At 44.7% G+C, this 13,406-nt stretch carries 10 protein-coding genes and 3 pseudogenes; all 13 read left to right on the forward strand.

The genetic code is table 11. The annotated features are described in order from the left end of the window. Nucleotides 1–148: 148 nt before the first annotated feature. The gene (locus NSQ51_RS06820; RefSeq protein ID WP_033011705.1) at nucleotides 149–694 is read left to right on the forward strand and encodes a DUF6431 domain-containing protein; all 546 of its coding nucleotides are present in this window, start codon (nucleotides 149–151) and stop codon (nucleotides 692–694) included. 152 nt (nucleotides 695–846) lie between these two features. After that, nucleotides 847–2,100 (forward strand): IS481 family transposase, encoded by a 1,254-nt coding sequence (locus tag NSQ51_RS06825; protein WP_117219280.1) that lies wholly within the window; start codon nucleotides 847–849, stop codon nucleotides 2,098–2,100. Then, nucleotides 2,093–2,893 carry an AAA family ATPase gene (locus tag NSQ51_RS06830; protein WP_064213564.1) on the forward strand — a complete coding sequence of 267 codons (801 nt, stop codon included), beginning with the start codon at nucleotides 2,093–2,095 and terminating at the stop codon, nucleotides 2,891–2,893. Before NSQ51_RS06825 ends, NSQ51_RS06830 begins: the two co-directional genes overlap by 8 nt. 236 nt (nucleotides 2,894–3,129) lie before the next feature. Further along, a complete protein-coding gene (istA, locus tag NSQ51_RS06835) occupies nucleotides 3,130–4,332 on the forward strand; it encodes an IS21-like element IS5376 family transposase (protein WP_328062830.1) in 1,203 nt (400 codons plus the stop codon). Next, entirely contained in the window at nucleotides 4,329–5,084 is a 756-nt protein-coding gene (gene istB, locus NSQ51_RS06840) for an IS21-like element IS5376 family helper ATPase IstB (protein WP_061580738.1), read from the forward strand. The genes istA and istB overlap by 4 nt, the downstream gene beginning before the upstream one ends. Before the next feature lie 227 nt (nucleotides 5,085–5,311). After that, nucleotides 5,312–6,188: pseudogene (locus NSQ51_RS06845) on the forward strand (IS982 family transposase). Nucleotides 6,189–6,251: 63 nt separating this feature from the next. Further along, the gene (locus NSQ51_RS06850) at nucleotides 6,252–8,384 is read left to right on the forward strand and encodes a Piwi domain-containing protein (protein WP_049625402.1); all 2,133 of its coding nucleotides are present in this window, start codon (nucleotides 6,252–6,254) and stop codon (nucleotides 8,382–8,384) included. Nucleotides 8,385–8,541: 157 nt separating this feature from the next. After that, nucleotides 8,542–9,393 carry an Rpn family recombination-promoting nuclease/putative transposase gene (locus NSQ51_RS06855; protein WP_049625403.1) on the forward strand — a complete coding sequence of 284 codons (852 nt, stop codon included), beginning with the start codon at nucleotides 8,542–8,544 and terminating at the stop codon, nucleotides 9,391–9,393. A 624-nt stretch (nucleotides 9,394–10,017) separates the two neighbouring features. Further along, nucleotides 10,018–10,293 (forward strand): annotated as a pseudogene (locus NSQ51_RS06860) (hypothetical protein); the annotation flags it as partial. A gap of 119 nt (nucleotides 10,294–10,412) precedes the next feature. Continuing rightward, entirely contained in the window at nucleotides 10,413–11,588 is a 1,176-nt protein-coding gene (locus NSQ51_RS06865) for an ISL3 family transposase (RefSeq protein ID WP_121650175.1), read from the forward strand. A gap of 26 nt (nucleotides 11,589–11,614) precedes the next feature. Beyond that, nucleotides 11,615–11,878: pseudogene (locus tag NSQ51_RS06870) on the forward strand (hypothetical protein); the annotation flags it as partial. Nucleotides 11,879–11,913: 35 nt separating this feature from the next. After that, a complete protein-coding gene (locus NSQ51_RS06875) occupies nucleotides 11,914–12,708 on the forward strand; it encodes an NERD domain-containing protein (RefSeq protein WP_233205242.1) in 795 nt (264 codons plus the stop codon). Between the two features lie 54 nt (nucleotides 12,709–12,762). After that, on the forward strand, nucleotides 12,763–13,386 hold the full coding sequence (locus NSQ51_RS06880) for a hypothetical protein (protein WP_080706524.1): 624 nt from the start codon (nucleotides 12,763–12,765) through the stop codon (nucleotides 13,384–13,386). Nucleotides 13,387–13,406 lie beyond the last annotated feature (20 nt).

Below are 13,406 nucleotides of genomic sequence, written 5' to 3' on the forward strand. Positions count from 1 at the left end.
AATTATCACTTTATTTCGGAACAAAAGAGACATTTTTTTGCACATTCCTTCAGAAAGCCCTCTCCCCTTTTCTGAAAGAATGTGCTAAATTTTTTGTGAATTATTTCGGAAGAGAAAATCCATCGGTTCATAGGAGGGGGAGGAGGACGTGATCCAATTTCATGACTTTGGCATTGACGTCCAAACGTATGCAGAGCGTGGAAAAGAAAACGACTTCCCTCTTCTGAAAAAGTGTCCGCATTGCCGGGCCAAGCGCCCGTTGCACCGCCACGGTTACTATGAGCGAAACGCATTGACCCCACATGGTGATTATCGCATTTGGATTGTCCGGTATCGCTGTCGGGAATGCTTGAAGACGGTGAGTGTGCTGCCTTCCTTTCTCCTCCCGTATTTTCAGTATACGTTGTCCGCCATATGGCAAGTCGTGAAAGAGCAGTTGGGATTGACCGAAAGGACGAACCAGGCTCCGTTTCTCCCGACAAAGGACGGCATCATCTTTTATGTCCGACGGTTCTACCGAAACCTATCAAGCCTTCACAGCTTTTTTGCGAGGCGGTGGAGGATCATAGGCCCTATCGTGAAAAAAGAAAAGGAACGGGCTTCTTGGTGGATCCAGACGTTAGAGGAACACGGTCTTGATTCGGCCATCAGAGAGATGTGGGAGGGCGGATTCCGACACCCTTTTGCGAATTAAATGGGATCCTGATTTTACATACATACCCTAAATTGGAAATAGTTTCGGTTCCCACAAACCTTTCCTATCGACGGAGAAAAAGCAATTCGGTACGATAAGGGCAGACGGACCGGAACGGTCCTGATTCCAAGTGAGACAAGGAGGAGATTTGAATGAATGAGTCGATGAGACACGACATTGCCCTGTTTCGGTACGGGCTAATCGCTCCGTTGGTGAATGGGCAGGTGGAACCGAAGACGTATCTGAAAGAGGTGAGCGAGCGAGTGCACCATGTTCCCCACCAGGGAGACAAACGAATCGCAGCCAAGACGATCCTCGATTGGTGCACCCGATACAAAAAAGGGGGCTTTGACGCCTTAAAGCCGAAGCGCCGTTCGGACCGCGGCCACTCAAGGCGTCTGTCGCCCGATGATGAGGATCATATTTTAGCCCTAAGAAAAGAACATCCCACCATGCCCGTGACGGTGTTCTACGAACACCTGATCGAGCAGGGGGAAATCCCAGAAAATCATACCTCTTACTTTACTATATACCGATTGTTGAAAAAACACAACCTGGTGGGAAAAGAAATCTTGCCGATGCCGGAGCGAAAGCGTTTTGCGTATGACCAGATCAATGAGCTATGGCAAGGGGACTTATCCCATGGACCCACGATTCGCGTCCATGGGAAAGCCCAGAAAACGTTTTTGATCGCGTATATCGATGACTGCTCGCGGTTAGTGCCATATGCCCAATTTTTCCCTTCGGAGAAGTTTGACGGGCTGCGGATCGTCACGAAGGAAGCGGTGCTTCGTTGCGGGAAGCCGAAACGCATTTACTCGGACAACGGGAAAATTTATCGGTCCGAGGTGCTGCAGTATGCGTGCGCCGAGATGGGAATTACGCTCATCCACACCCAGCCGTATGACCCGCAAAGCAAGGGAAAAATCGAACGGTTCTTCCGCACCGTACAGACACGGTTTTATCCACTGTTGGAGCTGAATCCGCCGAAATCGCTTGACGAGTTGAACGAGCGTTTTTGGAAGTGGCTTGAAGAGGAGTATCATCGAAAACCGCACGCCTCACTGGACGGAAAAACGCCGCATGAGGTGTTTCAATCGCAAGTGCATCTCGTGTCGTTCATCGAAGATGGCGATTGGCTGGATGCGATTTTTCTGAAACGGGAGCACCGCAAGGTGAAAGCCGATGGCACAATCACCCTGAATAAACAGCTATACGAAGTGCCGCCTCGGTTCATTGGGCAATCGATTGAGCTCCGCTATGACGAACGAGGCGTCTATGTGTACGAAGAGGGCAAACGGGTGGCGGAAGCCATTCGGGTGCGTTTGGAGGACAATGCCTATGTAAAACGCCATCGGTCCCCGTTTGCGGCGATTCCGGCGAAGGAGGGAGAACACAGTGTATAAATCGTTTTACTCCCTTTCGCGGGAGCCGTTTGCGAAAGAAACAGACCCGTCCGAGGCGTATCAAGGGGCGTCATTTCAGGAAGCGTTGCGGGCGCTGGAGTACGTGAAACGAACCCGGGGGATCGGGCTGTTGATCGGAGAGCCGGGGGCGGGCAAGACGTTCGCCCTTCGGGCGCTGAAAGAGTCATTGAATCCATCATTGTATCATGTCGTCTACTTTCCGTTATCCACCGGAGGCGTGATGGATTTTTACCGTGGACTGGCCTTGGGATTAGGAGAGGAACCGAAGTACCGCAAGGTAGACCTCTTCCGCCAAATCCAGCAGGCGATCGAGCGATTGTATCATGAACGGCGGATCACGCCGGTGTTCATTTTGGATGAGATGCATTTAGCGAAGGATGCATTTTTACAGGACATCGCGATCTTGTTCAACTTTGAGATGGATTCGACCAACCCATTTGTCTTGATTTTGGCCGGGCTGCCCCATTTACAGGGGAAGCTGCGGCTCAATCAGCACCGCCCTCTCGACCAGCGGATCATCATGCGATACCGGATGGGGCCGCTGGAGAAGGAAGAGGTGGCGGGCTACATCGAACATCGGATGAAACAGGCCGGGGCGAAGCATCCGATCTTCACCCCATCGGCGTTAGAGGCGATTGCCCTGCAGTCGCGGGGATGGCCTCGGGTGATCAACACGTTGGCCACGACGTGCCTGTTATACGGGTATCAGCTGAAAAAGGACGCCATTGACGAAGAAGTGGTGCGCATGGCCGCAGAGGAAATGGGGTATTAGCACGAAAGGGGCCGAATCGGCCTCTTTTGTGCTTTCTCTTTTCCATAGGTCCATCAGGCGCGCTGGAAATCTTCATCTGAAAGAGCGTGCAAACGTTCCGAAAGAATGTGCAAAATCCGGAACAATCCGCAAAAATTTTGCACATTATTTCCGAATCCGCCTGAAATAATTTGAAAAAGGGATTCTGAAATAATGTGCTAGTTTACACATAGTGTCAACGAGAGGAGCTATGGTTCATGATTACGAGAGGGGAATTTTTTATGATCAAAGAGATGTATGAAAGGGGAATGAGTATTTCCGATATTGCGAGGGAATTGGGGATCGATCGGAAAACCGTCCGAAAATATATTCACTCCCCCAATCCTCCTTCCAAATCCAAGCGAAAACAAAGAAAAAGCAAGTTAGATCCATTTAAGCCGTATCTTCAAAAACGAATGTTAGAAGATGGGGTGTTTAATAGCGAAAAGTTGTTTTTTGAAATTCGACAACAGGGCTATACGGGAGGAAAGACGATTTTAAAAGACTATATGAAACCTTTCCGAGAGACGGCGAAAAAGAAATACACCGTTCGTTATGAAACGCTTCCTGGCGAACAAATGCAAGTCGATTGGAAAGAAGTTGGGGAGGTCGTGATCGAAGGGAAAAAAGTCAAGTTATCGCTATTTGTGGCCACGTTAGGCTATTCGCGGATGAAATACGCGGTATTTACGACCAGCCAGGATCAGGAACACTTAATGGAATGCCTGATTCAGAGCTTCAAGTACTTTGGCGGGGTTCCGAAGAAGGTGTTATTTGACAATATGAAGACCGTTACAGACGGGCGAGAACAAGGAGTGGTGAAATGGAATCAACGATTTTCCGAATTTGCGAGTTACTATGGATTTATTCCAAAAGTATGCCGGCCTTACCGGGCCCAGACAAAGGGAAAAGTCGAACGAGCCATTCAGTATATCATGGATCACTTCTATGTGGGGACAGCGTTTGAAAGCATCGAGGAATTAAATTTCCTTCTCCATCGTTGGCTCGATCAAGTGGCGAATCGGAAGCCAAACGCCACTACCGGTATTTCTCCGCAAGAGCGTTGGGCCGAGGAGTCACTCAAGCCTCTTCCGTTGAAAGATTACGATACGAGCTATCTTTCCTATCGGAAGGTGCATTGGGATGGCAGTTTCTCCTACAAAGGGGAACAATGGCTCTTATCGGCGGAGTATGCGGGCAAAGAAATTCTGGTGAAGGAGCGATTAAATGGAGATATTCGATTGTACTTTCGAGGGGAGGAGATTTCTCACGTGGACCAACAGAAAAAAGTGATTTCATTCGCCGAAAAAATAAAAAAGAAACAGACGGAAATGGCCGCCACCATTTCGCCTATTTCGGTGGAAGTGGATACTCGTCCATTGTCCGTTTATGACGCATTCCTGCGAGGGGAAAGCTCATGAAAGAACGAATACACGAGTATTGCCACCAACTCCATTTGCCTGTCATGGCGGAGCGATGGTCCGCCATGGCAGAATACGCCTCTACTCATAATATATCATATTCAGAGTTTTTATTCCGCTTATTAGAGGCAGAAATCGTCGAAAAACAGGCACGATCGATCCAAACGCTCATCAAGCTGTCCAAACTGCCGTATCGCAAGACGATCGATACGTTTGATTTTACCGCGCAGCCTTCGGTGGATGAGCGCCGGATTCGAGAACTGCTTACGTTGTCCTTTATTGACCGGAAAGAAAATATCCTCTTTCTCGGTCCACCGGGTATTGGGAAGACACATCTGGCAATTTCGATTGGAATGGAGGCGATCGCAAGAGGATATAAAACGTATTTTATTACCGCTCACGATTTGGTCAATCAGTTAAGAAGAGCCGACCAGGAAGGAAAGTTGGAGAAAAAGCTTCGTGTCTTTGTGAAGCCAACCGTTCTCATTATTGATGAAATGGGGTATCTAAAACTGGACCCGAACAGCGCTCATTACTTATTTCAAGTGATCGCCCGGCGGTACGAGCATGCCCCGATTATCCTCACCTCCAACAAAAGCTTTGGGGAATGGGGAGAAATCGTGGGAGACTCGGTTTTGGCGACAGCGATGTTAGATCGATTACTGCATCATTCCATCATTTTCAACCTAAAGGGGGAAAGCTATCGATTACGGGAAAAGAGGCTCCAAGAAGAAAAACAGAAGGATCAATGAAAGGTCCTTCTGGGGAATTTTAAACCGGCGATTTTGGGGAAAAAATAATCGGCCTTGACAGCCAGTGAGCTTCTGTTTTTGATTTTGTGGCTAGGTGCGATATTTTTTTGGTTAAATATAGTATAACCCGTGGTGCTAGATAAACTTGAGCAAGCATAAAAATAGCCCTTGCTGGCGGATCTCCTGTAGAATGAAAGTGCGACCTGCCATTCGAAAGGAGAATCCCCATGCAAGAGCACTTTCATTTTACTACAGATCGAGCCAAGATTCAAAAGCAATATGCCGCCATTTTCGTTTTTGTTTCTGCTCAACTTTCATGCATTCAGGTGCATCTTCATCGTCGAAATCGCCATTTGGTCAAGCAAGAGGACGCTGTCATCATCGCCATTCATCTTTTAGGAAAGCTGCTCGGTTTTACATCCGAACGGGCATGGCATCGTTTTGTCACGGGAAATTTGTTCACAAACGGCTCGTTTCTTGAACGCTCCCGATACAACCGCCGTTGCCGGGCGCTTGGCTTCGCTATCAAATGGATCGCCGTCGTGAGCAAAACGCGGCCAACATCATGCCTATGCCGTCGTGGACAGCTTGCCGCTCCCGTTGTGCCATACGGCAAGAATGCATCGCGTTAAACGGTTTCAAGAGATCGCCGACATCGGGTATTGCGCTTCCAAAAAGCAATGGTACTACGGGTTGAAGCTGCACCTTCAAGTGACCGATCAAGGGCTGCCAATGGGGTATGTGGTGACGGAAGCATCTTGCCACGATCGAATCGCAGCCGAAAGCGTGATGACCCAAATTCCCCACCCGTATAACTTTGGGGACAAAGGATTCATTAGCCGTGACTTGCAAAAAAGGCTGTACGAAGAATACCAAATGGCGCTTTGGACTCCGTCTCGAAAAAACCAGAAACATCGTGCATCTGAGACATGGGAGAAATGGATCCAACAAAAACGCAAAGTGATCGAGACGGTGTTCTCGGTTCTGGTTGACCACTATCGCATCACGGGGATCCGAGCCAATTCGATTATCGGATTTGAAGTGGCACTAGACGGTATATTGTTAGCTTATTCCCTGGTTACACTTGGGCTAGTTGAGCGCTAAAGCTCAACTAGCACCACGGGTGATATAATATAGAATGGATCGATTTGGAAAGGCGGTGAGATTGTGAACCATTATTATTTTTCTGAATGTAAAGCGGATGAAAAAGCGTCGGATATTGCCATTCATCTTTATACGGTTCCTTTATCTAATCCGCACGAAAAATATTCTTATGCCCATTCGATCGCTTATGAACTGAGAAAGCTAAATTCGTACATAACGGTGGTGGCGCACGGACAGTATATAGCATCGTTTGAAGAGATTTGTCATTGGGGAGATCATCGTTATATTCAGCACGAACATCGGCCCATTCAATGTTCTTTACCTATGGAAAGAACAATTTTGGAAAGATTATTAAAGAAAGAATTAGAGAATCGTTGTAAAAGCAGCTATAAGATGGATAACGACTTATTCCGTTTAGCCAATGAACAATCAATGCATGTCGGTGAAATTAGCATTCATCCGGCGATCTATATTTCCTTTTCAGTCGAAGAAAATGGAGATATTTTCGTCGGTTTTGATTATCAGCACCGTTTTGAATATCGAAAAACATTGCAAGATGTGATCAATAATGATCCATCGCTTCTCAAAGAAGGAATGGAGGTTGTCGATCCATTTAATAGACGAGCATACTATTACACTTTTGTGGGGATGGCTGACTATACAGCCGGGCAAAAAAGTCCGTTTCTCCAACAAAGTGTTATTGATTATTATTTGGAAAAAAATGAGCGATGGAAGCTAAAAGGAGTTCATGAAAAAACACCGGTCGTACATGTAAAAAACAGAGACGGTCATCTTCTTCCATATTTGCCCCATTTGCTAAAATTAACTTGTTCATACGAGCAATTGCCGCCATCGATGACGAAGAAAGTCAATCGCCTGATTAAGCTGTCACCGCATGAAAAAATGTTTAAGCTTTATACAGAAACGTTCCGCTTGCTTAGGCAACAACAAGTGTTGACGTTCCAAAAAGAAAATGTGCGGGCGGTTAACCTAGGCTATGATGTTAATGAGTTGGATTCCCCGATAATGGAGTTTGGACAAGGATATAAAACAAATGAGATTTATAGAGGGCTTAAGCAGTCGGGAGTGTATGAACCGAGCAATGTAGCCGTCAGCTATTTCGTCGATCCAGAGCTGAACTATGACCCACAAAAGCGAAAAGAAGTGGGATGTTTTGTAAAAAAGCTAGAATCAATGTCTGAAGCGCTTGGAGTAAAGCTTAATATTTCCGATCAGCCTCGCCAACTATACGGTCAATTGCCAAAAGACTTTTTTAAGCAAGATAACTTGTCGTATCATTTGAAATCCATTACTGACCAGTTCCGCGGAACAGTAGTAGTGGTCATTGGAACAGAAGAAAATATTGATCGCGCCTACGTTACGATTAAAAAAGAATTTGGCGGAAAAGAAGACTTAATGACACAATTTGTTGGGTTCACTTCTTCTTTAGTTACGGAAAATAATATCTTTCACTACTATAATATTTTGCTGGGTATTTATGCCAAGGCAGGAATTCAGCCTTGGATTTTGGCTAGTCCTATGCATTCGGACTGTTTCATTGGCTTGGATGTCAGCCATGAACACGGAAAGCATGCCTCTGGGATCATTCAAGTTATTGGACGCGATGGGAAAATCATTAAACAAAAATCAGTGGCTACAGCGGAAGCGGGGGAAACCATCGCCAATTCTACAATGGAAGAGATTGTGAATGAAAGCATATACAGCTATGAACAAATCTATGGAGCAAAGCCGCGGCATATTACTTTTCACCGCGATGGTATTTGGCGGGAGGATCTAGATTTTTTGCAAGCTTATTTGCGATCATTTCAAATTCCTTTTGATTTTGTAGAAATCATAAAAAAACCGCGAAGAAGAATGGCTATTTATTCAAATAAAAAATGGGTGACAAAGCAAGGAATATACTATTCAAAAGGAAACACGGCGTATTTATGTGCGACAGATCCGAGAGAGTCTGTAGGCATGGCTCAACTTGTAAAAATTGTGCAAAAAACGAATGGTCTGTCTGTTCATGAGATTGTTTCTGATGTATATAAGCTATCGTTTATGCATATTCATTCCATGCTGAAGACACGCTTGCCGATTACGATCCATTACTCCGATTTGAGCTCTACTTTCCATAACCGCGGGTTGATTCACCCGCGTTCACAGCATGAAAGGGCATTGCCGTTTGTGTGATATGAAAGGGTTGCTTGCCCGCCACTCTCTAAGGGTTGCTGGGATTTGTAGAAGCAGAGAGTCATTGCTTGGCTCTCTGTTTTTGTTTTATCCCATGCAGGAATTTCGCACATGTTGTCGAATAACGTATGTGAATTTTCACATGTGAGGTGAATGTATGGCTGTTGACCATGACCGCTTGTTCAAAGAGTTGATCCAAGCATTTTTTGAAGAGTTTATCCTTCTCTTTTTCCCCGAAATGTACGAGTATATTGATTTTCAGCATTTGTCCTTTTTATCCGAAGAACTGTTCACCGATGTAACGGCAGGGGAGAAGTATCGCGTCGATTTGTTAGTCGAAACGAAATTAAAAGGGGAAAACGGGCTGATCATCGTCCATATTGAAAATCAAAGCTACGTGCAGCCGTCGTTTCCGGAACGGATGTTCATTTACTTCAGCCGCTTGTTTGAGAAATACCGCACGAATGTCGTTCCGATTGCCGTTTTCAGCTACGATGCCATCCGCGACGAACCCTCTTCGTTTACGCTTCAACTTCCTTTTGGCAACATCCTTCACTTCCGCTTTTTCACCATCGAACTACGCAAACAAAATTGGCGCAACTACATTCGCATTGACAACCCGATCGCCGCTGCGCTGTTAAGCAAAATGGGTTATACTGAAAGTGAACGAATCGAATTGAAAAAACAGTTTTTACGCATGTTAGTTCGTTTAGAGCTGGATGAAGCAAAGCAGAGGCTGTTAATGGGTTTTTTTGAAACATATGTGAAATTGTCGGATGAAGAAGAACAACGATTGCGAAACGAGGTGAATCAAATGGAAACGAAAGAAAAAGAGCAAGTGTTGGAATTGTTGATTTCGTATGAAAAAAAGGGAAAACGTGAAGGAGCTAAGCAAAAAGAGCGAGAAATGATGCGAAAAATGATTGCAAAAGGAATGAGCATTGCCGATATTGCATATATATTTGACCTAACGGAAGAAGAAGTTCATAAAAGGGTAAAAGAAGAGTAGGAAGAGACAGTACTTGGCATCTGCTCGAACGTGATTTTATTTACAAGGATGAAAAGACCATTAGAGGATTTAAAGAAATAATGGAGCGCCTTTTGGAACTGGAGAGATACAAGAGAACATTATTAGATGACGAGGATACTTCTTCCGATATATTAATAACAATGAAAATAGCAACCATTGAGCAGACATTAAATTATTTGATGGAATACGAACAAGGGAAGTTGCATGAAGAATTTAACAGAGAGCGAGAACGTATACATTATGGGAGGAAATAAAGAGATTTCAAACGATATTTTGCATGTGGAGTGAAATGTATAACGATTGACCACGACCGCTTGTTTAAATAAATAGATGGCACAGCGTTTTTTAATGGTTTTATTCTTCGCTTTTTCCCGAATATGTATTGGCCTGGTACCTGTTGTTACCCGCTAAAGGAGAAAGCTGCCCTAAGCTGATGGGGTAGCTTTTTTGTTTCGATTGCCTGAGTTTTCAGACGGTATATTAGTTAATTATGCATAGGAAATTTGCAAATGATTTTACAATATTCGACAACGTTTTTCTACAAATATTGGTACAATCGAATTAAATGAGATTTTTGGTTTAGGAATAAGGAAGGGGATCATGATGACAACGATTTGCAAAGCCGATTACTATTACGGGGCGTTGCTTTCTGCGCTGGTTAATGGGGGGCTGGCGCCTGCACTGTTTGAAAAAGAAAACGATAACCGGCAAATATACGAAGTCACGACGAATAAAGCGAGTTATATCATTTATACGAAGTACAATACCACTCCATCAGGTTCCAAGGATTTCACTTGGTCTTTTTCGTTTAGCGACAATGAGATCGAAGAAATTACTAAGATTCATCAGGAAAACAACAAGGAAAAAGAATGGCTCTTCACCACAAGTTGTACTTGATCATTTAAGGTAGGTGTGCATAGAGGAAATAGAGGGTACAAAAAATGCGAATTTTCCTGTATGGTAAAGGTGACCAAACCAAACCATGGAGGAAAATTCGCATGTACTCTCAGTTTATCAAAGAACTCATCGATTTACCAGATGTTTTGATTCAAAAGGTGCGGAAAGAAGGGGAACGTTGGATTTTCGAACTTTCTCTACCCGAACAATGCCCGTTATGTCCTGTCTGCTTGAAGCGCACGATCAAAATGACAGTCAAAAAGAAGCAATGGATGCATGGCTATGCTCAGCGAATAGGGATTTTTTGGATCGAACTTCCTATCGAGCGCAGACGTTGTAGCACGTGTGGCGTGACGTTCAGCACGTCGTATCCAGCCATCTCTCCGCGAAGTGTGGCGACGGATGCGTTTCAGCGATGGGTCGCGCAATCTTGCATCGGAACATCCATTCAGGCGGTGGCTCGTATGCTCAAGTTTCCTTACACGACCGTTGAACGATGGTTTTATACCCATGCCCCTTCCTTCCTATCGAATGACGTCCAACCAAAGGCGGTTTGTGTCGATGAGTTTGCGTTTCGAAAAGGGCACGACTATGGAGTGGCGATCATGGATGCCGAAACGGGAGAAGTGTATGCCATGGAAGCAGGAAAGAACGAGGAAGCCATTGGGCGTGCATTGGCTCATGTGTCTCGTTCCGTTCAGTATGTCGTGAGTGACTTGGCTCCAGCGATGAAAAAAGCGATTCAACGGGTTTGCCCAGAGGCGACACATGTCGTCGACTATTTCCATGTCATTCAGCTGTTTACCGATGCTTTAGAACGTTGTCGCAAATATTTGGGCAAAGGAGGCAAGAAACATGGAAATGTTCGTTACGTTTGCCGTTTATTGAGCCAATGTCCAGAGAAATTGACGGAGGAAGAACGTCAAATCATACGAGAATGGTGTAATGAAAGCGATTACTTAAAGTCTGTTTACCAATCGCTCCAACATGTTCGCTATGTGTTCAAAAGCAAAGATGAGCAACAGGCGAAACGTCGTTTGAACGCCTGGGTTCATCGGTATTTGTTTTGTCCTTGTTCTGCTGTTCGCGCCATCGCAAAATCACTCGTCAAACGAACAGACGAAATCATATCGTGCATTTTATCCCCTTATTCAAATGGGAAAATGGAGGGAACAAATAACAAGATCAAGCTGATGAAACGTCGGGGATACGGATACAGAAATATCCAGCGTTTTGCATTGCGGGTTCGGCTAGAAACAGCTAACATACTTTCATGACAGGTGCAAGTACAACTTTTGGTGATGAACCAAAAGAATTTATCTTTGCCTTTATTTGCAGCCAGAAGCAATTAAGCGACTACAATCAAGTCATTGCCATCGTCTACTGGGACGAATTTCTCGAATGCGTGGATATCGAAAAAGAACAAGTTCGCGGAACGGCGCGGCTGGCCGTGAAAGCAGTCAAAGGCTCCCCATGGCTGCGCATTTACGGCAGCAAGCGTGCTGATATGTTGGACGGGAAAGATAACACGATCAAAATTGAACGAAATCGCCTAGGTAATCTGTAAAGTGGTATGGGGGATGTGAAAAGGGAGGGGGGCAGATGAACGTGAATCTTTTCTATACACTGCTTCTTTTATGTTTGCTTGCCTTATTGGCAAGATGGATCAAGTCAAAAGAAGCCGAATGGATTGGATCGTATGGAGAATATAAAGTCCGTAAAGCAATTAAAAATATAGAAGCAACATCATCCGGAAAATACAAAGCTTTTCATAACCTGTATATTCCAAAACAAGACGGTTCAACTTCGCAAATTGATCATGTTATCCTTTCCGATCAAGGACTGTTTGTCATCGAAACGAAAAATTACAGCGGCTGGATTTTCGGAGATGAAACGTCAAAATATTGGACGCAAGTCATTTATAAACGAAAAGAAAAATTTCTTAATCCTATTTTGCAGAACAAAGGGCATATCAAGGCGTTAAGAGGCTGGCTTGGGGAGGAGTTTGCGCATATTCCGATTCACTCGGTTGTCGTGTTTTTGACGCGGGCAAAGTTTAAATCAAATGCTCATTTTGCCCATGCTTATGTGGTTTATCCGAAACAATTGAAACAAGTGCTCGAGCAACATCAAACAAAAGTGATCGATAGGGAAACAAAGGAACGTTTAGCTCAAAAATTAGAAACAGTGCTTGCCAAAGATAAGACACAAGAAAAAGAAATGAAAAAGCGGCACGTGCAAACGATTCGAACGAAGCAAAAGCAGACGGAACAACATATACAGCAAAACCGTTGTCCAAAATGTGGCGGTGTTCTAATCGTTCGGAAAGGGAAATACGGAACATTTAAAGGTTGCAATAATTACCCGAAATGCAAGTTTACGCAGTCGATTGGCTGAACTTGCAACACGGCCGTTTGGGCAGCAACTATAGATAAGGGAAGGAGGAAAATGATGTTTTCTATTCACGAGGAATTGGAACGCCTATCGCAAAAGTATCGATTTTTTGCTTCAAAAGAAGCGTTTAAACAGTCATTAAAATTTCAGCTTCAAGAAAAATTCCGCGTCGAGGAGAACAAACGCTTTCATGATTATCTGATCGATTTGTGGGTGGAAGAACCGGAAAGCGGGCGCCAATACGCGATTTGTTTAATGAACAAGCTCGCTCGGGTCACGATAAAGCAAAACGGGCAAACGATTGAATTGAAGCACCACGGTGCTCAGGATCAGGGTCGTTATGATTTTTTGGCGCAAGTGGAAAAGTTAGAACGAATAACAATGGGGAGAAGGAATGTATACGGGATCGTTGTGCTGCTAACGAATGACCATTTGTATTGGACCGAGCCGATGCGACCAAATACGGTGGACTGCGAGTTTCGCATTCATGAAAACCGGATCATCACCGGGGAGTTAAAATGGCAGGAACGTGCATCAGCAGGGACGAAAAAAAACCGTGATGCGCCGATCTTTATTAAAGGGAGATATCAATTGAAATGGCATCATTATTCTACTATCAACCAAGATAAACATGGCGAGTTCCGATATGTAGCCGTTCATGTTGGGGACGTATATAGTTGAGAGAAATAGTTTTAGTGTCT

Origin of the sequence: Geobacillus sp. FSL K6-0789 (assembly GCF_038593135.1) — a bacterium.
GTDB lineage: Bacteria > Bacillota > Bacilli > Bacillales > Anoxybacillaceae > Geobacillus > Geobacillus stearothermophilus.

What these genes read in the sequence shown, in the direction of transcription:
- NSQ51_RS06825 (WP_117219280.1), top strand. Translation starts at nt 847, where the DNA reads ATGAATGAGTCGATGAGACACGACATTGCCCTGTTTCGGTACGGGCTA.
- istA (WP_328062830.1), top strand. Translation starts at nt 3,130, where the DNA reads ATGATTACGAGAGGGGAATTTTTTATGATCAAAGAGATGTATGAAAGG.
- istB (WP_061580738.1), top strand. Translation starts at nt 4,329, where the DNA reads ATGAAAGAACGAATACACGAGTATTGCCACCAACTCCATTTGCCTGTC.
- NSQ51_RS06855 (WP_049625403.1), top strand. Translation starts at nt 8,542, where the DNA reads ATGGCTGTTGACCATGACCGCTTGTTCAAAGAGTTGATCCAAGCATTT.
- NSQ51_RS06865 (WP_121650175.1), top strand. Translation starts at nt 10,413, where the DNA reads ATGTACTCTCAGTTTATCAAAGAACTCATCGATTTACCAGATGTTTTG.
- NSQ51_RS06875 (WP_233205242.1), top strand. Translation starts at nt 11,914, where the DNA reads ATGAACGTGAATCTTTTCTATACACTGCTTCTTTTATGTTTGCTTGCC.
- NSQ51_RS06880 (WP_080706524.1), top strand. Translation starts at nt 12,763, where the DNA reads ATGTTTTCTATTCACGAGGAATTGGAACGCCTATCGCAAAAGTATCGA.